The organism is Janthinobacterium sp. SUN033, from assembly GCF_030397595.1.
GTDB classification, from domain to species: Bacteria; Pseudomonadota; Gammaproteobacteria; order Burkholderiales; family Burkholderiaceae_D; genus Janthinobacterium; species Janthinobacterium kumbetense.
The window spans coordinates 580,730-601,635 of record NZ_JAPQNV010000001.1 but is presented as its reverse complement, the minus strand read 5'-3'; the positions used below and the strand labels follow the sequence as shown (position 1 = coordinate 601,635).

General features: G+C 65.6%; 16 protein-coding genes. 7 read left to right on the top strand and 9 right to left on the bottom strand.

What is annotated here, in order from left to right; all coding sequences use genetic code 11:
* Position 1: 1 nt before the first annotated feature.
* The 4 genes from OX460_RS02820 to ppnN all read right to left on the bottom strand — a co-directional run bounded on the left by OX460_RS02820 (position 2) and on the right by ppnN (position 4,443).
* Positions 2-694: an amino acid ABC transporter permease gene (locus OX460_RS02820; protein ID WP_099667567.1), complete on the bottom strand. Its 693-nt coding sequence runs from the start codon at positions 692-694 to the stop codon at positions 2-4.
* Positions 695-785: 91 nt separating this feature from the next.
* Positions 786-1,592: a transporter substrate-binding domain-containing protein gene (locus tag OX460_RS02815; RefSeq protein ID WP_289897570.1), complete on the bottom strand. Its 807-nt coding sequence runs from the start codon at positions 1,590-1,592 to the stop codon at positions 786-788.
* A 208-nt stretch (positions 1,593-1,800) separates the two neighbouring features.
* A complete protein-coding gene (locus tag OX460_RS02810; protein WP_289897569.1) occupies positions 1,801-2,868 on the bottom strand; it encodes a LacI family DNA-binding transcriptional regulator in 1,068 nt (355 codons plus the stop codon).
* 204 nt (positions 2,869-3,072) lie between these two features.
* Positions 3,073-4,443, bottom strand: a complete 1,371-nt coding sequence (ppnN, locus tag OX460_RS02805) for a nucleotide 5'-monophosphate nucleosidase PpnN (protein ID WP_289897568.1) — start codon at positions 4,441-4,443, stop codon at positions 3,073-3,075.
* Positions 4,444-4,754: 311 nt separating this feature from the next.
* On the opposite strand from ppnN, the gene OX460_RS02800 reads away from it, so the two are divergent.
* From OX460_RS02800 to OX460_RS02785, 4 genes are all read left to right on the top strand, one after another.
* Complete coding sequence (locus OX460_RS02800; RefSeq protein WP_099667564.1) at positions 4,755-6,260, top strand: oligopeptide:H+ symporter; 1,506 nt, start codon at positions 4,755-4,757, stop codon at positions 6,258-6,260.
* A 129-nt stretch (positions 6,261-6,389) separates the two neighbouring features.
* Entirely contained in the window at positions 6,390-7,076 is a 687-nt protein-coding gene (locus OX460_RS02795; RefSeq protein ID WP_289897567.1) for a UPF0149 family protein, read from the top strand.
* Positions 7,077-7,088: 12 nt separating this feature from the next.
* A complete protein-coding gene (locus OX460_RS02790) occupies positions 7,089-8,792 on the top strand; it encodes a hypothetical protein (protein WP_289897566.1) in 1,704 nt (567 codons plus the stop codon).
* A gap of 14 nt (positions 8,793-8,806) precedes the next feature.
* Entirely contained in the window at positions 8,807-9,187 is a 381-nt protein-coding gene (locus OX460_RS02785) for a hypothetical protein (protein ID WP_289897565.1), read from the top strand.
* 9 nt (positions 9,188-9,196) lie between these two features.
* On the opposite strand, the gene OX460_RS02780 is transcribed toward OX460_RS02785, so the two are convergent.
* From OX460_RS02780 to OX460_RS02765, 4 genes are all read right to left on the bottom strand, one after another.
* Positions 9,197-11,650: a TonB-dependent siderophore receptor gene (locus OX460_RS02780; protein WP_289897564.1), complete on the bottom strand. Its 2,454-nt coding sequence runs from the start codon at positions 11,648-11,650 to the stop codon at positions 9,197-9,199.
* Positions 11,651-11,750: 100 nt separating this feature from the next.
* On the bottom strand, positions 11,751-12,752 hold the full coding sequence (locus tag OX460_RS02775) for a FecR domain-containing protein (protein ID WP_289897563.1): 1,002 nt from the start codon (positions 12,750-12,752) through the stop codon (positions 11,751-11,753).
* Complete coding sequence (locus OX460_RS02770; RefSeq protein WP_289897562.1) at positions 12,745-13,266, bottom strand: sigma-70 family RNA polymerase sigma factor; 522 nt, start codon at positions 13,264-13,266, stop codon at positions 12,745-12,747. Before OX460_RS02770 ends, OX460_RS02775 begins: the two co-directional genes overlap by 8 nt.
* A 215-nt stretch (positions 13,267-13,481) precedes the next feature.
* On the bottom strand, positions 13,482-13,709 hold the full coding sequence (locus OX460_RS02765; protein ID WP_077405728.1) for a hypothetical protein: 228 nt from the start codon (positions 13,707-13,709) through the stop codon (positions 13,482-13,484).
* A 164-nt stretch (positions 13,710-13,873) separates the two neighbouring features.
* Between OX460_RS02765 and OX460_RS02760 the strand changes: the two genes are divergently transcribed.
* Both OX460_RS02760 and OX460_RS02755 read left to right on the top strand, forming a co-directional pair.
* A complete protein-coding gene (locus tag OX460_RS02760; RefSeq protein WP_289897561.1) occupies positions 13,874-15,079 on the top strand; it encodes a hypothetical protein in 1,206 nt (401 codons plus the stop codon).
* The gene (locus OX460_RS02755; protein ID WP_289897560.1) at positions 15,072-16,019 is read left to right on the top strand and encodes an AAC(3) family N-acetyltransferase; all 948 of its coding nucleotides are present in this window, start codon (positions 15,072-15,074) and stop codon (positions 16,017-16,019) included. The genes OX460_RS02760 and OX460_RS02755 overlap by 8 nt, the downstream gene beginning before the upstream one ends.
* Positions 16,020-16,069: 50 nt before the next feature.
* Here OX460_RS02755 and OX460_RS02750 read toward each other — a convergent pair whose 3' ends face one another.
* Positions 16,070-18,337 carry an oligopeptide transporter, OPT family gene (locus tag OX460_RS02750; RefSeq protein WP_289897559.1) on the bottom strand — a complete coding sequence of 756 codons (2,268 nt, stop codon included), beginning with the start codon at positions 18,335-18,337 and terminating at the stop codon, positions 16,070-16,072.
* 211 nt (positions 18,338-18,548) lie between these two features.
* Here OX460_RS02750 and OX460_RS02745 point away from each other — a divergent pair, with 211 nt between their 5' ends.
* Positions 18,549-20,873 (top strand): PBP1A family penicillin-binding protein, encoded by a 2,325-nt coding sequence (locus OX460_RS02745; RefSeq protein ID WP_289897558.1) that lies wholly within the window; start codon positions 18,549-18,551, stop codon positions 20,871-20,873.
* The last annotated feature ends 33 nt before the right edge of the window (positions 20,874-20,906 follow it).

The window sequence follows — 20,906 nt, the reverse complement described above, 5'->3', positions numbered from 1 at the left end:
GTCATGCTCCCATGCGCACCGCGCCAAGACGGCGGCGGCGTTTGAAGACGATCTGGCCCAGCACCCAGAAGCCGAAGCGGAACAGCAGGGCCAGCAGGATGTACAGCACCATCACGACGATGTAGATCTCGAAGCTGCGGAAGGTTTCCGCGTCGAGCAAGTGGGCGGCGGCGGTCAGCTCTTCGGCGGAAATGGCCGACACGACGCTCGATGCGAGCATCATCAGCGTGAACTGGCTGGCCAGCGCCGGATACACCTTTTCCAGCGCCGGCAGCAGCACCACGTGGCGCATCACTTGCCAGCGCGTCATGCCCAGCGCCTGCGCCGCTTCCAGCTGCGACGGATGCACGGCGCCGATGCCGGCGCGCACGATTTCCGCCGCGTAGGCGCCCAGGTTGACCGTCATGGCGACCAGGGCGGCACCGTTGGCGTCGAGCTGCAGGCCCAGCGACGGCAAGCCAAAGTAGATGATGAACAGCTGCACCAGGAACGGCGTGCTGCGGATCACCTCGACATACGCGCGCACCGCCGCGCGGGCATAGGCGGGACCGTTCTTCAGGATAACGGCGGCGCAGACGCCCACCGCCAGCCCCAGCACCATGGACAGGGCGCTCAGGCGTATCGTCAGCGCCGCGCCCCACAGCAGGCGGTCCAGCGATTGCATGACGAGTTCGAAATGAAATTCATACGGCATACTCAACTCCTTGTCTACGTGCGCATCCCCGGCCGCGCCACCATGGCGGCGCGCCGTGCGGACGAACACTCTCCCTGTGCGGGTCGCGGTATCAGAAGGTCGGCAGCGCCGGCAGCGGCGCGCCGCTCCACTTGCGCGCGATGGCGTCGAGTTCGCCATTCAGCTTGACGTAGTAGATGAAGTTGTTGAGCCACTGGTGCAGCTCGAAGTCGCCGCGGCGCACGGCCATCGAGTTGGGCTGCAGCGAGTAGGCGAAGCGGACCTCGATCTTGCCCGCGCCGCGCGTCTTGATGATGTCGAGCGCCATCGTGCTGGGAATCGAGACGGCGTCGACCTGCTTGCTGAGCAAGGCCTGGGTGACGGTGGCGTCATCCTCGAAACGCACGATGCTGGTGCCGGCCGGGGCCATGCGGCTCAGCGCCGTGTCATTCGTGGTGCCGCGCGTCACGCCCACCTTCTTGCCCTTCAAGTCGGCCAGGGCCTTGAGCTTGCCGCCGACCGGCGCGACGATGGCCAGTTCGAACGCGCTGTAGGGCATGGTGAACATCAGGGTCTTGGCCCGTTCCGGCGTGGGCGCCAGGGTTGCCACGAGGAAATCGACCTTGCCCGATTCCAGCGACGGCACGCGCGACGGCGCCGTCAGGGGCACCACTTCCACGGGCAGGTTCAGGTATTTGCCGATCAGGTTGGCGACGTCGACGTCATAGCCGACGGGCGCGCCCTTGGCGTCGATGCTGCCAAACGGCGGCGTGCCGCTGACCACGCCGATGGTCAGCTTGCCTTTCTTGATCAAGTCGCCAAGCGTCTGGGCGCCGGCGTCGGCCGCCGCACCGAGGGCGCACGTGGCTGCCAGTGCGCAAGCCAGTATTTTCGAATAGAACAGTGTCGTCATCTTCATGTTTCCGTCTCCTGTGATCCCGGTACCGGCCTCGTCGAGGCGCTTCCGGGAATATTGTCAAATGGACGATTCAGATCGTCTCTTGCCGTGTCGTACCAACCTCCTGCCATTGCCCTGCCTGACTATCCACGCCCCTTTCCAGTGTGAATACAATTCATGAAACCGGTTCCATTACCTTCCCAAAAAAAGGGCGTACGCCCTCTTTTCGTCAATCGCCGTCCTTGCGCACTTCCCCGCTCCGGGTGGAATTGCGCACAATCAATTTGCCTGGCAACAGCACCTCGCGCGGCGGGCACTGATCGCCCTGCAGGCGCGACAGCATGCACGTCATCGCCGAAAAGCCGATCTCGTACGTCTGCTGTTCGATCGTGCTCAGGCCCGCCAGCGGCGACCACGGCAATTCGTCAAAGCCCAGCAAGCCCACGTCCTGCGGCATGCGCAATTCGAGGCGCTGCAGCATCAGCGCCAGTTCCAGCGCCACCATGCCGTTCGACGCCAGCAGCGCCACGCGGCGGCCGCGCCACTGCGCCAGGCATAGACGCACCTGCGCGTCGATGGAGGGCCGGTCGTCCAGGTCCACCGCCAGCACTTCGCCCACGCAATCCGGATGTTCGGCCATCACGGCCTGGAAACCGTCGGCGCGCATCAGCCGCGAACTGACGCCCGTCAAGGGCGGCGCGACGAAGGCGATGGCGTCGAAACCCTGTTCGATCAGATGCGCGGTGGCCAGCCGGCCAGCCTGCACATTGTCCAGGCCCACCAGGTCGAAATCGCTACCCTCGATGCGGCGGTCGACCAGCACGATGGGCATGCCCGCCTGCTGCAAGTCGGACGACTGGATGTTGCGCCCCTGCGTGTTGACGATCAGCCCTTCCACGCTGTACGAGCGCAGCGCGGCAAGCGACTGGCGTTCGCGCTGTTCGTCATTGCCGGTATTACACAAGATCAAGGTATAGCCATGTTGCTGGCAAGCCGCTTCCACGCCTTGCAGCACGGCCACCGTGTAGGGGTTCAGCATGTCCGCCACGACCATGCCGATCAGGCGCGTGCGGCCACGCTTGAGGCCGCGCGCCATCTGGTTCGGCTGGTAGCCGAGGCGCGCGATGGTGCTGGTGATCTGCTGGCGGATGTTTTCGGACAGGGCGTCCAGTTCGCCGCCGAGAAAGCGCGACACGCTCGTCTTCGACACGCCCGCCTCGCGCGCCACCTGCGCGATGGTCACGGGCCGTGCCGGCTCGCCGGAGACTGTCTTTTTATTGCCGCGTACTGAATCCAAGGTTGCTCTCCACTACCTGTTGATATGCATATTTTTATTTTGGAACCGGTTCCAAAGATAGCACCCACGAATCGATGACGCAAGCGATTTGATTGCCTGTGGCGGCGAAAGAACACGATGGGGGCATGGCTGGGAACGCGGATGAAAAGGCGCCGCCCTCCCCTTGCACACGCAGGGGGCGGGCGGCGCTGCTTGAAAAACGACTTACTGGACCACGGTATAGCAAGGCACGTACGCCGTGCCCGCCAATTTCATGCGGTGCTGCGCCACGAAGGAAGCGAGCAGCGCATCCATCGGGCCGGCGATGGATTTGTCGCCGTGGATCTCGAAGTTGCCGTGCTTTTCGATCGAGCGGATGCCGTCATCCTTGACGTTGCCCGCCACCACGCCCGAAAACGCGCGGCGCAGCTGGGCCGCCAGCAAGTGCGTGGGCTGGTTCTTGTGCAGGCTCAGGTTGCGCATGTTTTCATGCGTGGGCTGGAACGGCTTCTGGAATTCGTGGTCGATCTTCAGCAGCCAATTGAAGTAATACGCGTCGCTGTGCGCCTTGCGGAATTCGCGCACCTGGCGGATGCCTTCGAGCATTTCGCGCGCCACCAGTTCCGGGTCGTCGATGATGATCTTGTAGCGCTGCTGCGCTTCCGGACCCAGGGTATCGCTGATGAACTGATTGATCTGCACGAAGTACTCGCGCGACGTTTCCGGACCCGTGAAGATCAGCGGGAATGGAATCTCGGCATTGTCTGGGTGCAACAAAATACCGAGGATGTACAGAATCTCTTCGGCCGTGCCGGCGCCGCCGGGGAACACGACGATGCCGTGGCCCGCGCGCACGAACGCTTCCAGGCGTTTTTCGATGTCCGGCATGATGACGAGGTCATTGACGATGGGGTTCGGCGACTCGGCCGCGATGATGCCCGGCTCGGTGATGCCGAGATACCGTCCATTGTGCAGGCGCTGCTTGGCGTGGCCGATGGTGGCGCCCTTCATGGGGCCCTTCATGGCGCCAGGGCCGCAACCGGTGCAGATGTCGAGGCTGCGCAAGCCCAGCTGGTAGCCCACTTCCTTCGAATAATTGTATTCGGCGCGGTTGATCGAGTGGCCGCCCCAGCACACGACCAGGTTCGGGTTGAGCTGGGTTTGCAGCACGTTGGCGTTGCGCAGGATGTGGAAGACGGCATCCGTCACGCCTTCCGTGCTCTGCAAGTCGAATTTCGGGTTGCCCGTGACTTCATCGCTGACGAAGATGATGTCGCGCAGCACGGCAAACAAGTGCTCGTGGATGCCCTTGATCATCTTGCCGTCGACAAAGGCGATGGCCGGCGCGCCCTTGATGTCGAGCTTGATGCCGCGCTCGCGCTGAATGATGGAGATTTCAAACGATTGGTAGCGCTCCAGCAGGGCGCGGCCATCGTCGATGGTGCTGCCGCAATTCAGGACCGCCAGCGCGCAGCGGCGGAAAGTGTTGTACAGGCCGCCCTGGCTGGTGTCGAGCAGTTTGTTGACTTCAGTCTTGGAGAGCACGTCCAGGCGGCCTTCCGGTGAAACCAGAGTATCGATAACGTCGTGTTCCATAATGCGAAAAATCCCTTTAAAAATCGATGCTCGAAGGTCTTGCAGCCTCAATATACGACAAGTCAGGCAAGTTGTGCTGTGCCGCCGCAAAATCGCCGGGGCCGCCCTTGCCTGCAAACCGGTTTGACCAATATGAAACAGTCATTCTTGCTAATGCGAATCGAAATCTTCGCTCAGCGCAATTTGTAGATTAGAATGCCAGCCTATTGGAATTCCCGTGCGTGAGGTTCTTCATGAGAGTCCCCGCCGCCCGCAGGCTTCCATAAGTTCGTTGTATCGATTGACTATAATAATTTTTCAGGAGGAACCGCATGAGCGGTGCGACTACGCCCAACAAGGAAGCCGTTATTCCCGAGTTCAAGCAGATTATGGGCCATCCAAGCCCATTGTGGATGTTGTTCATGACTGAATTCTGGGAACGCTTCGCGTTCTACGGAGTTCGCTGGGCGCTGGTACTGTACATCGTGGCCCAGTTCCACGGCGGCGACGGTTCGGGACAGGCAGCGGCCAACCTTACCTACGGTTCCTTCCTCGCGCTGGTGTACGCCGGCGCCCTGTTCGGCGGCTACATCGCCGACCGGGTCATCGGTTACCAGCGCTCCATCCTGCTGGGCGCCGTCTTCATGGCTGCCGGCCTGTTCTGCATCTCGGTACCGAACCAGGACATCTTCAACCTGGGCCTGGCCACCATGATCGTCGGTAACGGCATGTTCAAGCCGAACATCTCGACCATGGTCGGCAAGCTGTACACGACGGCCGATCCGCGCCGCGACAGTGGCTTCACGATCTTCTACATGGGTATCAACATGGGCGCCATGGTCGCCCCTGTCTTTACGCAATGGCTGGCCGGGTCGATCTTCGGCACCAGCGACATGCCTGCGTACAAGATGGTCTTCATGGCCTCCGGTTTCGGCATGCTGATCAGCCTGGTATGGTTCGCCATCGGCCGCCGCGCCCTGAAGGGCATCGGCGCACCGGAAGCCGGTGCCGGCAGCCCGATGCGCGTCGTCTGGGTGGCCGTCGGCTCCCTGTGCGTGATCCCGCTGATGTACTTCCTGCTGACCGTCGGCGCTGAAAAGCTGCAAATCGTCCTGACCGTGCTGTTCGTCGGCCTGGCCGTGATGCTGATGATCGAAGGCATACGCAACGGTAAAGTGGCGCGCGACCGCGTCATCGCCATGCTGCTGATCTTCGTCTTCAACATCCTGTTCTGGATGTTCTTCGAACAGGCAGGCAGCTCGTTTACCTTCCTGGCCGACAAGATCGTCAACCGCGACCTGGGCTTCGCCATCTTCCCGACCGCCTACTTCCAGACCGTCAATTCGGTCGCCATCATCGTCTTCGCGCCGATCATCGCCGCCGTCTGGGTCTTCCTGGCGCGCCACAACGTCAATCCTTCGATCCCGCGCAAGTTCGGCCTGGGCTTGCTGGGCAATGCGCTGGCCTTCGGCCTGCTGATCTTCGCACTGTCGAGCCTGGTTGGCGCCGACAACAAGATCCCGTTCTGGACCTTGGCGACCGTGTACATGCTGCAATCGATCGGCGAGCTGTGCCTGTCGCCTATCGGCCTGTCGATGGTCACCAAGCTGGCGCCAGTACGCCTGGTCGGCCTGGGCATGGGCGGCTGGTTCCTGTCGACCGGTATCGGCAACAACCTGTCCGGCATCTTCGCCAGCCACGTCAGCGGCGAAAGCGGCATGTCGGTACAGTCGGCCCTGTCCGGCTACACCTTCGGCTTCTGGTCCCTGCTGGGCGCCGGCGTGATCCTGTTCCTGATCGCACCGCTGATCAACAAACTGATGCACGGCGTGAAGTAAGCGTCTTGTTGTAGATCAAAACGGCGGCCTGCGGGCCGCCGTTTTTCATTCGGCAGCCGTTTCCCCCGTGCCGGACGGTACAATACCGCCAGGGCCAGCGGCCATCCACCCACATTACTGAAAAATTCCATGTCCAGCATCTCCACCACCACGCCCCTCTCCGACGACGAATACGCCGAACTCGACACCCTGCTGGCCGCGCCCGCCCTGGCCGGCCGTGCCATGGACGTGTCGATGCTGGAAGGTTTTCTCACGGCCGTCGCCCTGAGCCCGAAACAGATCGCGCCGGAACAATGGCTGCCCTGGGTCTGGGACAAGGCGGCCGGCAGCGCCTTGCCGGCACAGGACGAGGCCAGCGAACGGGCGGCCAGCCTGGCGCAGCGCCACCACGCCTACATGGTCGAATGGCTGGCGAAGGACCCGGACAGCTTCGAGCCCATCTATGTGTGCGGCCCCGAATGGAGCGTGCCCGCCTGGTGCGCCGGTTTTATCCTTGGCACGAGCCTGGACAAGCCCCAGTGGGCGGCCCTGGCCGTCAGCCACCCGGAATACCTGGCGCCGTTCCAGTACCTGGCCACGGCCGGCGAGCTCGACGACGATGCGGCCGAAACGGCCATGGATGGCGTGATTCCATCCGTGATCGCCATCAACGCCGCCTGGGCGCGCCAGCGCCACCTGAAAAGCCAGGCCCAAAGCCAGCCCGGCGCCACCGTCCTGCGCGAAGTACCGAAGACGGGCCGCAACGACCCGTGCCACTGCGGCAGCGGCAAGAAATACAAAAAATGCTGCGCCGACGCCGATAGCGCGGCCACCTAAGGCGATCCCTCCTTGCGCCAGCTGCTGACGGCCATCCTGCGCTTCCTGCTGCGCCACGCGCTGCAGTTCGCCCTGTTCATCGTCATCCTGCTGGCCGGACGCCTGCTGCTGGCCGAATGGCGCGCCTACAGCGCCGGCAGCGAGGCCGTGGCCGCGCTCAGGCTGGCCGCCGAGGGCGCCGACAGCCATGGCGCCGGCCTGGCCGCTGCCGCCACGGCGCGGGTCAACGCCCTGCAAAAGGCCTCGCACACGGCCATCGCCGCGCGCCTGGCGCAAGTGCAGGCGCAATTGACGGCCTTGCGCGCGCGGCAGCAAGCGTCGCTGTTCACCATTCCCCTGCCCGACGCGAACACCCTGGCCCGGCACGCGCAGGAGGAAGCGGCGCGCCGCGTGGAGATCGAAGTGCTGGCGCAGGAAGCCCGCTATCTGACCGCCCTGCAGGCGGCGATCAGCGGCGAAGATGCGCGGCACACGCTGGCGCGCCTGCACGCGGAACACGTGGGCGCATATGCTGCACTGCAAAATAATCTTCAGCAGCGCCGGCAGCTGGAAGCACAGCACCCGCTGGCGGCGCGCCTGCCCGGCAGCGACGCCTACGCGCAGCTGTCGCAGCTGGAAGCGCAAGGCCAGCGTTTGCGCGAGATCAACCTGCAAGCGTATCAGGCCTGGGCGGCGCAGCGCGCCCGTACCGGCGATGCCGCGCATGCCCCCCATCCCACCCCATTTGCCATCGACGAGCAAGCCTTGAGCGCCGCCCTGGCGCCCGTGCAAAAGGCCATCGCGGCCGGTGAAGGACAACTGGCGCGCAACTGGATAGCCCGCTGGCGCGCGCCCGTCATGGACGTGGCGCCCACGGCCGCCCTGCTGGTACTGTCGGCCATCCTGCTGCCCGCCACCATCAAGGCCTTCTTTTACTTCGTGCTGGCGCCCGTCGCTTCCCGTTTGCCGCCGCTGTCGATCGCGCGCGAACTGCAAGTCGCGGGCAGTTCACTGCCACTGCCGCCGCATGGAGAGTCGCGCATCTCCGCCGTCTCGCAGGGCTTGCTGCTGCAGCCCCGCCAGCAGATGCTGATCCATCCCGAATACCTGCAATCGTCGCCCGTCAGCACGCACAAGCGCACGCAATGGCTGCTGGACTGGCGCTTCCCGTTCACCAGCCTGGCCGCCGGCATGGTGGCGCTGACGCGCCTGCACAGCGACGCGCCGGCATCTGTGACGATTTCCGCCAGCGACGACCCGCTGCTGGAAGTGGCCGTCGTCCACCTGCCGGCCGGCAGCGCATTGGTCTTCCAGCCACGGGGACTCGTGGGCCTGGTCTGCGACTCGAATCAGCCGCTGGCGATATCGAGCCACTGGCGCCTGGGCAGCCTGCATGCCTGGCTCACCCTGCAGCTGCGCTTCATCGTCTTTCGCGGCCCCGTCACCCTGATCGTGCGCGGCTGCCGCGGCGTGCGCCTGGAGCGGGCCGGCCAGGGGCGCTCCATCAGCCAGTCCGCCACCCTGGGTTTCACCACCGACGTGCTGTACTCGACCCTGCGCAGCGAAACCTTCGTCCCGTATCTGCGCGGCCAGCAAGCCTTGCTCAACGACCGCTTCGACGGCGACAACGGCGTCTACCTGTACGAAGAAACTCCGCGCCACGGCAAGCAGCCGGGCAAGGTGGGCAGCTGGTTCGAGGGGTTCACGGACGCCATATTGAAAGTGTTCGGCATCTAGCCGAGGAAAGCAAAATGAACGACTTCCTGTTTACCGATTTTCTCGAGGACCATGCCGCGTATGCGGCGGCAGAGGCCTGGTGGCAGGCGCGCCTGGCCTTCCTCGACGGCCAATGCGCGCCGTATCTGCGCACCGCGTTCGCCAATGGCCAGCCGTTCTATGACGGCAACCCCATCGTCAACCTGGCGGACCGGCACGCGGGCAAGGCGGCCCGCATCGTGCAGCAATGCCCGCATGAATGCGGCCACGGCTACACGAGCTTCGAACAGGCCATCGAACTGGCCAGCGACGACGGGCACCGCCCGGCACGGGAAAAAATCATCGTGCTGACCCTGACGCAGGCGACGGCGCAGAGGGCCGAGGCGGAATTGCGCGCCTGGTTTGCGCCTGCGTAAGGCTGCGTGCTACCAGAGGTAGGCCACGCGCACGCCGACATTGCGCTGTTCGCCGTAATTGCAGGCCCGCGCAGAGAAACACGAGGCGACATGGTATTTGTCGAACAGGTTCTTCACCGTCATGCTCACGCTCAGGCCGCGCCAGTCGCTGCGCGCCTGGCCCAGATCATAGCGCAGCGACAGGTCGGCCAGGGTGAACGCCGGCACCTGGAAGGTGTTCTCCGCGTCGCCCCAGCTGGCGCCCACGTGGCGCACGCCGGCGCCGGCCGACAGCCCGCGCAAGCCGCCAACGAAGGCGTAGTCGGCCCACGCGGAAGCCATCTGCCGGGGCACTTCATACGGCGACTTGCCCTGCACGTTCGTGCCCCACATGTCCGGATTCGCCTTCGTCACCTTCAGGGGATTGTAGGTGAGGGACGCCAGCAGTTTCAGCTGGCTGCCCGGCTGCGCGGCCACTTCCAGTTCGATGCCGCGCGAGCGCACCTCCCCCTGCTGGATGGAAAAATTCGGGTCGTCCGGGTCCGTCGTCAGCACGTTCTGGCGGCGCAGTTCGAATGCGGCGGCCGTCACGGACAGATGCGCGCCAGGCGCGTACTTCACGCCAACCTCCACTTGCCGGGCCGTTTCCGGCTCGAACGGACGCTCAAGGCGGTCGGCGCCGGAGACGGGCGAGAACGATTCGCTGTAGCTGGCGTAAGGCGCCAGGCCGTTCGCTGCCAGGTAAGTGATGCCGGCGCGGCCCGTGAATGCCGTGGGCTTGCGCACCGTCGTGGCAGACGGCGATACCAGCAGATTGCGCTGTTCCTGGCGCGTCCAGTCCTGGCGCCCGCCCACGGTGAAAACCCATTGACGATACTGCATGCGGTCTTGCAGGTAGGCGCCCAGCTGCCGGTTATGCTCGCGGCGCAGGGCGTCCGGCGCCAGCGCCGCCAGGTCCAGCGCGCCGCCGTAGACGGGGCGGTAGATATCGATCTGCGGACCGTCGGCGATATACGAGCTGAACGAAGTACTGCTGCGGCTGTAATCGATGCCGGCAACCACCTCATGGCGCAGCGCGCCCGTCGCCACCTGGCCCGTCACGCTGGTATCGAGCGAGTACACGCTGCCCTTGCCGTCGCGCGTATCGATCTCGCGGTTGGTGACTGCATGGTCGATTAAGTTGCCGTAACGAAACATATACTGTTCATGGTTATTCGCGTGCAGGAAGCGGAAGTTCTGCCGGAGCGTCCACCCGCTGTCGAACGTGTGGCGCGCCGCGTAGCCCGCCGACGCGACGCGCGTTTCCTCATGGTCGAAGCCGGGCTCGCCCAGGAATCGCGTCAGCGGCAGGCGGCCGTTGGGATTGCTGCCGTTCAAGGCTTCCCACTGCACGTTCGACGATTGCATGGCGCGATTCTGCTGGAAAAAGCCCAATAAGGTGATGCTGGTGCGGGCGCTCGGCGCCCACGTCAGGCTGGGCGCCAGATAGTAGCGGTCGTCCTGCATGTAATCGATCTGCTGGTCCGCCTGGCGCGCCAGCCCCACCAGCCGGTACTGCAGGCTGCCGTCGTCGGCCAGCTTGCCGCCCACGTCGAGGGCCAGCTGCTTGCGCGCGTAGCTACCGAGCGACAGTTCGACCTGGTTCACCTGGTCCGCCGCGGGGCGCTTGGCGACGAAATTGACGATGCCGCCCGGCGCATTCTGGCCGTACAACACGGACGAAGGCCCCTTCAGCACTTCCACGCGCTCGGCGCCGTACGGCTCCACGCCGAAAAAGCCCAGCGTCCCCATGGGCATCAGGCGCATGCCGTCCAGGTAGAACGCGCCCGAAAACTGGCTGAAGCCCCGTACCGACAGGCTGTCGTCGGCGGGATTGGCGCCTGCCGTGTTGCTGCGCAAGCCGGCCGTGTACTGGATGGCGTCGTTCAGGGTGCGCACCCCCTGGTCATCCATGCGGTCGCGCGTGATGACGGAGACCGATTGCGGCACTTCCAGCAGGGAAGCGTCGGTCTTGGTGGCCGTGCTGCCCCGCCGCGCCACATAGCCGCTGGCCCTGCCCCACGGGTTTTCTCCTTCCGCCTGCGCGCTGATGGTCACGGGCGCCATCATCTGCACGCCATCCGCCGCCCCGCCGGCAGCGGACGTGGCGGCGGCACGCAGCGCATAGCCGCCGCCGGCCGTGCGCACGGCAGCGAGCCCGGTGCCGGCCAGCGCCCGCGCCAGCGCGTCGTCCACCGTGTAGCTGCCGCTGACGCCGCCGCTGCGCAGCCCTTCCGTCGCGGCCGAGCCAAAGGCGATCAGCAAGCCCGCTTCACGTCCCAGCCGGTTCAATGTCGCTTCCAGCGGCCCGGCCGGGATGGCGTAATGGCGCAAGGACGCGGCCTGTCCGGCCGTTTGCGCCTGCGCCGGCGCGCCGGCCAGGCTGGCCAGCGGTGTCATGGCCAGCAAGCGCGTGGATGGGGGGAATGTGCTGCGGTTGTTCATGGCATGCCTTCGTATCATGGGATGGGTGGAACGGGCCAATACCTGCGCCCTCACTTCCCTTGACAAGGCAGCGTGCAAAAACAGTCCATGTATTTTCAGTTTATTTTTTCGCCGCGCGCGGCCGCACGGTGACCCAGTAGCGCGTCAGGTAGTGCAGCTCGACGGGCAAGGCTTCCACCAGCGCCAATAGCACCCTGTCGGTATCGGCCAGCGGATAGGCGCCCGACACCAGCATGTGCGCGAGCGCCGGATCGCATCCCAGGTGGCCGCGCCGGTGGCGCGACAACTCCAGCAGGAAATCGTCCAGGCGCATGTGCGCGGCGACCAGCATGCCGTCGGCCCAGGCGCCGGCGCCGGCATCGAGCGCATGCGCCGCGCCCACGCCGTCGCGCGTAAAACTGCCCTCCTCGCCCGCCCGCAGCACGCGTGGCTGGCCGTCGGCCGCCGCAGGCCGCAGCTCGACGGCCCCCTCCAGCACGCCCACCTGCACGAAACCGTCGTGCTGGCGCACGATGAATCGCGTGCCCAGCGCGCGCGCCGTACCGTCGGCGGTGTACACGCGGAAGGGCCGCTGCTGCGCATCGGGCGCCGTCTGCAGCAGCACCTCGCCGCGCAGCAGCTGCACCGCGCGCTCGTCGGCGTCATAGCGCAGTTTGATGGCGCTATCGGTATTGAGCACCAGCGTGCCGCCGTCCGGCAGGCGCACCGTGCGCCGCTCGCCCGTGGCCGTGCTGGCATCGGCGTTCCACGACTGCCACGCCGGTGTCTGGCGCAGCATGGCGGCGCTGCCGCCCGCCACCACCAGCGCCGTGAGCAGGCGCACCGCGCGGCGCCGCTGCGCGCCTGCGGGTGCGGCCAGGGCGGCGCTGGCCAGCGGCGGCGGAATGCCGGCCAGCTGGCCGCTGACGGCCTCGATGCGCTGCCAGGCCCGCTCATGTTCGACCGCCTCGGCGCGCCAGCGCTGCCATGCCTGCAGCTGTGCGGCAGTGGCGTCGCCGCCCTGCAGCGCCAGCCACCACTGCACGGCCCGCTGCGCCACGGCGGGCGCCACGCTTGCGGCGGCACCCGTTCCGTCCAGGGCGAGGCTTGCCTCTTCATCCATCGTGCTGCTCCGGAAAAAAGCAGCGCAGGGCCGCCCTGGCCAGATGGCGCTTGACGGTGGACAGGGAAATGCCCAGTTCGGCGGCGACCTCCTGCTGCCCCATGCCGTCGAGCTGCACCAGCAGGAAGGCTTGCCGGGCCTGCGCCGGCAGCCCGGCCAGGCGCCGGTCCAGCTCCACCAGCCGTTCGAGGAACATCAGGCGCACTTCGGGCGGCGGCGCCACCGGCTCCGGCATCAGGGCAAGGGTGTCGAGGTAGGCTTGCTCGATGGCGCGCCGGCGCACATGGTTGATCAGCAGGTTGCGGGCGATCGTCGTCAGATAGGCGCGCGGCTCCTGCACCCCCTGCATGCCCTGCGGCGCGAGCACGCGCAGGAAGGTGGCCTGCGCCAGGTCGGCCGCGTCGAAGGCGTTGCCCACCTTGCGCTGCAGCCAGCCGCGCAGCCAGCCATGGTGCTGGCGATACAGGATGGCGATGTCATCGAAATCATGCAGGGAGACGTGGTCGGCGGACATGGAGCGGCGGGTCTGGCGGGCAGCACAAACTTAATGAGAATTATTCTCAATTATAGGCAGAAGTGGGCATCTCGACAAGATCCGTGCCGGCGATACCCGGCCCTGGCACTGGCTTCCGACGTAACAGCCGGTTCCGGTCTTGCGGTCCGCAGCACCGATATCTCCCGCTTGCCGGGCCGCCAAAGTACGACGGGAGGAAGCCCGCAACCTGCGCGCTACGCCGCAATCGAATGCGACACGCTCAGCCACTCGCCCGGCTGCAAATTCGCCGCCGCCTCGCGCGTGGCCAGCACGCTGTCCGGGTCCAGGTCGGAGCGTTTCAGCTTGTAGGAGTAGGCGAAATCATCGGCATCGAATGCCTGCCCCGCCTTCACGTAATACTTGAAGCCGACGAACGCGTCGGGATTGGTGACGACTGTGTATTCAAGCGTGACGCTGTTCATGGCGGGCCTCGTCGACAACGGTGAAGTATCCATTATGCGTCAATTCCGGCGGCAGCGATGCGACGGCCAATCCTTGCGGCAAGTCAATAACCCCGCCCCCTGCCGGCGCTACAGTAACCTGTGCCAACCACCACGCCGCTGCTGCCATTACGGCCATGACTGCCATGCGCACCTTGCTCACGAAGATCAGGAACACGCTGTCGCCGCAGGCGAGCCTGCCGGCGGCGGCGCGCATGGAGCGGCTGTCGGACCGGCGCGGCCTGCCCGCCTTCGACCCCGGCCCGCAAGCCGTCGTCAATGCCTGCACGGCCTGGCTATGCGCGGCGCAGGATCATTCCAGCTCAAACGACGGCGGCGTCGCGCGCGACTACAGCCTGGTCACAGGGTGGTCGAGCTCCTACCCGGAGACCACCGGCTACATCATCCCCACCCTCATCGCCCTGGCGCAGCGCACGGGCGATGAGGGTGGGGATGAGGCGCTGCACGGGCGCGCGCGGCGCATGCTCGACTGGTGCCTGGCCATCCAGTTCGCGCAAGGCGGATTCCAGGGCGGGAAGATCGATTCGACGCCGCGCGTGCCCGTCACTTTCAATACGGGCCAGATCCTGCTCGGCCTGGCCGCCGGCGTGGCGGCGTACGGCGCGGCCTATGCAGACGCCATGCATCGCGCGGCAAGCTGGCTGCGCGACAGCCAGGATGCGGACGGCTGCTGGCGCCGCCATCCGACGCCGTTCGCCAGCGCCGGCGACAAGGCCTACGAAACGCATGTCGCATGGGGACTGTTCGAAGCGGACCGCGTCGCGCCGGGCCACGGCTATGGCGCGGCCGGCTTGCGCCAAGTCGACTGGGCGTTGACCAAACAGCGCTCCAATGGCTGGTTCGCGTCGAACTGCCTGGACAACCCGCTCCTGCCCCTGACCCATACCATCGGCTACGCCTTGCGCGGCCTGCTCGAAGCGCACCGCTTTTCGGCGCGCGCCGACCTGCTGGATGCCGCCGCGCGCACGGGAGCGAGCGTCGCCAGGGCCGTGGCGGCCGACGGCTACCTGGCCGGCCGCCTCGGCCCGGACTTCCAGCCGGGAGCGAACTACGCCTGCCTCACGGGTTCCGCGCAAAACGCGCATTGTCTGTTCCTGCTGTATCGGCTCACGGGCGAGCGGCCCTACCTCGACGCGGGGCGCCGCCTGAACCGCTACGTGCGGCGCGCGGTCAGCATCGACGGTCCCGCGCACGCGCGCGGCGGCGTCAAGGGCTCGTTTCCCGTCGATGGCGACTACGGCACCTGGGCTTACCTGAACTGGGCCGCCAAGTTCTGCATCGATGCCAACCTGCTGGAAGTGGAAATAGAGCGGGAAACAGGCGATGCTTGAACAGGCGAAACGCGCCGCCAGGGCCGCGCTGGAAGCATGGCGCCGCGCCGCCGGCGCCCGACACGTGCGCCAGAATGCCCCCCACGTGACGCGCGCCGGATTGGCCGCCGATCTTGCGCGGCTGGGCATCGCGCCAGGCGATACGCTGTTCGTGCATTCATCGCTGAAAAGCCTGGGCTATGTGGAAGGCGGCGCGCCAGCCGTGATAGCCGCCCTGCAGGACGCCGTCGGCCCGCAAGGCGCCCTGCTGCTGCCCACCTACTATCTGCCGGGCGGCACCGTGCGCGCCGCCTGCGCCATGCCCGATTATGTATTCGACCCGCGCCGCCACGGCACGCACATGGGACGCCTGCCGGAAGCCTTCCTTGCCAGCCCCGGTGTCCGGCGCAGCATCCACCCGACGCACTCCGTCTGCGCGTGGGGCCGCCATGCCGCCGACCTCACCGAAGCGCACCACCGCGCGCCCTCGATCTTCGGCATGGGTTCTCCCTGGCAGCGCTTCATCGGCTGCGACCACGCGAAGGTGCTGGGCCTGGGCATTTCCATGGGACCGGTCACGTTCTATCACGCGCTGGAAGACGCCATGGGCGAGGCCTTTCCCGTGCCCGTGTGGGAGGAAGAGACAAGGCTGCTGGCTTGCCTGGACCACGCTGGCCGGCGCTGGGACGTACCCGTGCGCCCTTTCGATCGGGCCATCGCACAGCGCCGCATCGACCATCCCGGCCGGGAGGATCTGCGCGCGTACTTTCACCGGGAATTCGATGCCGCCGGCCTGCGCGTCAACGGGCAAGTGGGCGACGCGGCGTCGTGGTGCATACCCGCGCAGGCCTTTTATGACCACCTGCGCCAACTGGCGTCCGAGCACGTAACGATCTACGCGAGCGCGGCGCAACTGGCGGCGCGGCCCGTATCACAGCCATCGCCTCATGCGCGCGCATAAAAAAACCGCCCGGTGCGACCCGGGTGGTTTTCCTTGGAGTGGCTATGACATCAAGCCTGCGAACTGCCCGCTTTCTTCTCGCGCGCCACGATATACAGCAGCACGATGATGAGCGCATACGGCAGCAGCGACAGCGCATCCGAATGCAGGCCCGCGTAGAACGGGTTGCCGTGCTCGGCCCAGTCGGCCATCATCTGGTCGAAGTGCGTCAGCACGCCGGCCGTAATGGCGATGATGATGCCGGCCAGCGCGCCGCCGGCGATGTAGCCGGACGCCAGCAGCACGCCCGAGCTGCGATCGCCCGCCAGCTGGCGCTCTTCTTCATTGAGCTTGGCGTTGTGTTCCAGCTTGTTGTTGCGGCGGTCCGCCAGCCAGCGCACCAGGCCGCCGACGAAGATCGGCAAGGTGGACGACAGGGGCAGATACACGCCCACCGAAAACGCCAGCGACGGGATGCCGGCCATTTCCAGCACCACGGCGATCATCACGCCGAACAGCACCAGGGTCCACGGCAGCTGCTGGTCGAGGATGCCCTTGATGATGTAGGACATCAGCACGGCCTTCGGCGCATCGTATTTCTTCACTTCCGAACCGTCGGGACGCTTGCTGTAATGGCCATTGATGCCCGGATCGACCAGGTAAGCCAGCTGGCCATCATCCTTGACAAAATACTTGCCGGCCGGGCCGCCCACGGTATCCGTCTTTTGCCAGACTTTATACGTGTTGTGGTCCGTCTCGGCTTGCGGGCCATGCAGCTCGCCCGTCACCGTCAGCTTCGACGCATCGACCGTCAGGCCGGGCGCCACTTGCGCGGCCGGCACGTAGACGGTGCTCGCCTCGTTCAGTTTCAGCAGAATCGGACCGAGGATCAGGGCGGACGACAAGGCGCCCGCCAGGATCGCATACTGCTGCAGGCGCGGCGTGGCGCCCACCAGGTAGCCGGTTTTCAAGTCTTGCGACGTGGTGCCCGCATTGCTGGCGGCGATGCAGACGATGGCGCCCACCGACAGGGCCGTCACATAGTAACGTCCGCCCGTCCAGCCCATGATGAGGAAGATCAGGCAAGTGAACAGCAAGGTGGCCACGGCCATGCCGGAGATCGGGTTCGACGAGGAGCCGATTTCGCCCGTCAGGCGCGACGACACGGTGGCGAACAGGAAGCCGAAGACGAGGATCAGCAGCGCGCCGAGGAAATTCATGTGCAGCGGCGTGGCGAAGGTGATCACGGCGATGATGGACAGGCAGCCGATGACGACCCATTTCAGGGGGATGTCCTGGTCCGTGCGCAGGGTGGAATTGGTCTTGACGCCCTTGCCGATGCCTTTCAGGCCGGCCGACAGGCTGCGCCAGATCATGGGCATGGCGCGCACCAGGGAAATCAGGCCGCCGGCGGCCACGGCGCCCGCGCCGATATACAGCACGTAGGCGCTGCGCACGTCGTCCGCGCCCATTTCGCTGATCAACTTGGTGCCTGGCGAAAGCACGGTGGTCAGGCTGTCGCCGAAGAACTTGATCATCGGGATCAGGAGCAGGTACGACAGCACGCCGCCGGCCGCCATGGTGGCGGCGATGCGCGGGCCGATGATGTAGCCCACGCCCAGCAATTCAGGCGAGATTTCGGCGCCGATGGAGCCGCCCTTGAGCGGCGCGGCAAATTCCACGCCCGGCGTATCCTTCCAGCCCTTGAACGAGATATTGAACACTTTATACAGCAAGCCGACGGCGAAACCGCCGAAGATGATCTTCGCGCGGCGCTTGGCGTCCAGCGCGGCAGCCGAATCCTTCTCGATGCTTTCGCCCGCGGCGATGCGCGATTCTTCCGTGGCGGCCGCCTTGAGCACTTCGGCGCACGCCGTGCCTTCGGGGAATTTGAGTTCCTTGTGCTGGTCGACGATCATGGTGCGGCGCATGGGGATCATCATCAGGATGCCCAGCAGGCCGCCGAGGACGCCGACCAGCATGACACGCGAGATTTCCAGGTCGAAGCCGAGGATGAGGATGGCGGGCATGGTCACGCCCAGGCCGAAGGCCAGCGATTCGCCTGCCGAACCGGCCGTTTGCGTGATGCTGTTTTCCAGGATCGACGAATCCTTGCCGCCCACCTTCTTGGCCAGGCCGAACAGGGTGATGGCGATCACGGCGACGGGAATCGAGGCGCTGACGGTCAGCCCCACTTTCAGCACCAGGTAGAGCGAGGAAGCGCCGAAGACCATCCCCAGGATGACGCCCATGAACAGGGCGCGGAAGGTCATCTCGGGCAGCTTCGCATCGGCCGGGATGTAGGGCCTCACGACGCTCGGTGTTGCATCTTTTGCCATGGATATTTCCTTAATTTTTAAAAATAAACAGCCCGGATTGACGCCCGGGCTATTTTCTTGAAGCCGAGACTATCGCACAGCCGCGTTTCGATGAAAAGGTTTTTTGCTCCCGGTCCCCGAGGCCAGCCCGCCGCCCTGCCCGCGCGGGAAGCGCCGGCGCATTGGTCTATAATCGCTGCCACCGTGCCTTGCACGCTCACGTGAGACTGCCTTGACTGCCAAACGAACCGGATTCCCCTGGCCTTCCCGCCGCGCCACCGTGCGCGGTTTCATCCTCGCCGGCTGCGCCGCGCTGGCCGCCGCCCTGCTGCTGATCGCCTACCTGTTCCTGTATGTGCGCCCGCGCCTGCCCGAGCTGGACGTCATTACGGACTACCAGCCGAAGATCCCGCTGCGCGTGTACACGGCCGACAATGTGCTGATCGGCGAATTCGGCGAAGAGCACCGCGACTTCGTGCCGATTGCGCAAGTGCCGGAAATGATGAAGAAGGCCCTGCTGGCCATCGAGGATGGCCGCTTCTACGAACACCACGGCATCGACTTCGTGCGCGCCGGCGGCGCCGTGTTGTCGAATCTGCGCCACGGCTTCGGCCACGGCGGCGGCTCCACCATCACCATGCAGGTGGCGCGCAACTTCTTCCTGACGCGCGAAAAAGTCGCTTCGCGCAAGCTCAATGAAATCATGCTGGCCCTGAAGATCGAGTCGGCCCTGTCGAAAGACCAGATTCTCGAGCTGTACATGAACCAGATGTACCTGGGCCAGCGCTCGTTCGGCTTCGGCAGCGCGGCGCAGACGTATTTCGGCAAGCCCTTGTCCGAACTGTCGATCGCGGAAATGGCCATGCTGGCGGGCCTGCCGCAAAACCCCTCGCGCCACAACCCGATCAGCAATCCGAAAAAGGCGCACGCGCGCCAGCAACTGGTGTTGAAGCGCATGCGCGACCTCGATTACATCAGCGAAGGCCAGTACCAGCAGGCGCTGGCGCAGCCGCTGCATATCAACAGCCGCGGCAAGCAGGGTTTCGACACGCACGCCGAATACGTGGCCGAACTGGCGCGCCAGGCCGTGTATGCGCAGTACAAGGAAGACAGCTACACCAGGGGCATCAGCGTCTACACGACGATCTTGAAGGCGGACCAGGATGCGGCCTACGCCTCGACGCGCCGCAACGTCATCGCCTACGACCAGCGCCACGGCTACCGCGGCCCGGAAACCTTCATCGACATGCCGCTTGAGGCCGAGCAGCGCGACGACGCCATCGATGCTGCACTGCAAAAACGCCCGGACAGCGATGGCCTGATCGCCGCCGTCGTCACGGAGGTGGCCAGCGGCAAGGTGGTGGCCGACATCGGCGACGGCGACGCCAAGGCCATCACGGGCGAGGGCTTGCGCTTTGCGGCCCCCGCCTTGTCCGCCAAGGCGGGCGCCGGCATCAAGCTGCGCCCGGGCGCCGTGATCCGCATCACCCAGGACGCCAAGGGCAACTGGGCCATCACGCAAGTGCCGCTGGTGGCCGCCGCCTTCGTCTCGCTGGACGCGGAAACGGGCGCCTACCACGCCATGGTGGGCGGCTTCGACTACAACCTGCAAAAGTTCAACCACGTGACGCAAGCCTGGCGCCAGCCCGGTTCGGCCATGAAGCCCTTCGTGTATTCGGCGGCGCTGGAAAAAGGCTTTTCGCCGGCCACCCTGATCAACGACGTGCCCCTGGAAATGCAGGCGGGCGGCAAGGTATGGGCGCCGCAGAATGACGACTTCAAGTTCGACGGCCCGATCACCATGCGCTATGCGCTGGCGCAATCGAAGAACGTGGCCTCCGTGCGCATCCTGCGCGCGCTGGGCGTGTCGTACACGCACGACTTCATGGAAAAATTCGGCTTCGACCCGGCCCGCCAGCCCAGCAACCTGACGATGGCGCTGGGCACGGGTTCCGTCACGCCCGTGCAGATGGCGGGCGCCTACGCCCTGTTCGCCAATGGCGGCCACCAGGTGGAACCGTATTTGATCGACCGCATCGTCGACGCCAAGGGGGCGGTGCTGATGCAGACCAAGCCGCCCGCGCCGAACGACGAGAAGACCCTGGCGCTGGACCCGCGCAACGCCTTCGTGATGGACAGCATGCTGCGCGAAGTCACGCGCACCGGCACGGGCGCGGCGGCGACGAAAAAACTGGGCCGCAGCGACATCGCCGGCAAGACGGGCACCACCAGCGACGCCGTCGACGGCTGGTTCGCCGGCTATGGCGGCGGCATCGTGGCGGTGGCGTGGATGGGCTATGACGAGCCCAAGTCCCTGGGCGGACGCGAATTCGGTTCCTCGCTGGCCATGCCGATCTGGATCGACTACATGCGCACGGCCCTGTCGACGCGCCCGCAAGTCACGCGCGCCGTGCCGGCGGGCCTGAGCCAGGTCGACGGCGAGTGGCTGTACGACGAATTCATCGACATGAACGGGATCAAGACGCTGGATATGGAGGCGGAGACGCCGACGGATCCGGCGGCAGTGCCGGAGACGGTGCCGGTGGAAACGAACTAGTGAAAAAGCCAGGAGCGATCCTGGCTTTTTTTT

What these genes read in the sequence shown, in the direction of transcription:
- OX460_RS02750 (WP_289897559.1), bottom strand. Translation starts at nt 18,337, where the DNA reads ATGGCAAAAGATGCAACACCGAGCGTCGTGAGGCCCTACATCCCGGCC.
- OX460_RS02785 (WP_289897565.1), top strand. Translation starts at nt 8,807, where the DNA reads ATGAACGACTTCCTGTTTACCGATTTTCTCGAGGACCATGCCGCGTAT.
- OX460_RS02760 (WP_289897561.1), top strand. Translation starts at nt 13,874, where the DNA reads ATGCGCACCTTGCTCACGAAGATCAGGAACACGCTGTCGCCGCAGGCG.
- OX460_RS02755 (WP_289897560.1), top strand. Translation starts at nt 15,072, where the DNA reads ATGCTTGAACAGGCGAAACGCGCCGCCAGGGCCGCGCTGGAAGCATGG.
- OX460_RS02800 (WP_099667564.1), top strand. Translation starts at nt 4,755, where the DNA reads ATGAGCGGTGCGACTACGCCCAACAAGGAAGCCGTTATTCCCGAGTTC.
- OX460_RS02765 (WP_077405728.1), bottom strand. Translation starts at nt 13,709, where the DNA reads ATGAACAGCGTCACGCTTGAATACACAGTCGTCACCAATCCCGACGCG.
- OX460_RS02820 (WP_099667567.1), bottom strand. Translation starts at nt 694, where the DNA reads ATGCCGTATGAATTTCATTTCGAACTCGTCATGCAATCGCTGGACCGC.
- OX460_RS02770 (WP_289897562.1), bottom strand. Translation starts at nt 13,266, where the DNA reads ATGTCCGCCGACCACGTCTCCCTGCATGATTTCGATGACATCGCCATC.
- OX460_RS02780 (WP_289897564.1), bottom strand. Translation starts at nt 11,650, where the DNA reads ATGAACAACCGCAGCACATTCCCCCCATCCACGCGCTTGCTGGCCATG.
- OX460_RS02795 (WP_289897567.1), top strand. Translation starts at nt 6,390, where the DNA reads ATGTCCAGCATCTCCACCACCACGCCCCTCTCCGACGACGAATACGCC.
- ppnN (WP_289897568.1), bottom strand. Translation starts at nt 4,443, where the DNA reads ATGGAACACGACGTTATCGATACTCTGGTTTCACCGGAAGGCCGCCTG.
- OX460_RS02775 (WP_289897563.1), bottom strand. Translation starts at nt 12,752, where the DNA reads ATGGATGAAGAGGCAAGCCTCGCCCTGGACGGAACGGGTGCCGCCGCA.
- OX460_RS02815 (WP_289897570.1), bottom strand. Translation starts at nt 1,592, where the DNA reads ATGAAGATGACGACACTGTTCTATTCGAAAATACTGGCTTGCGCACTG.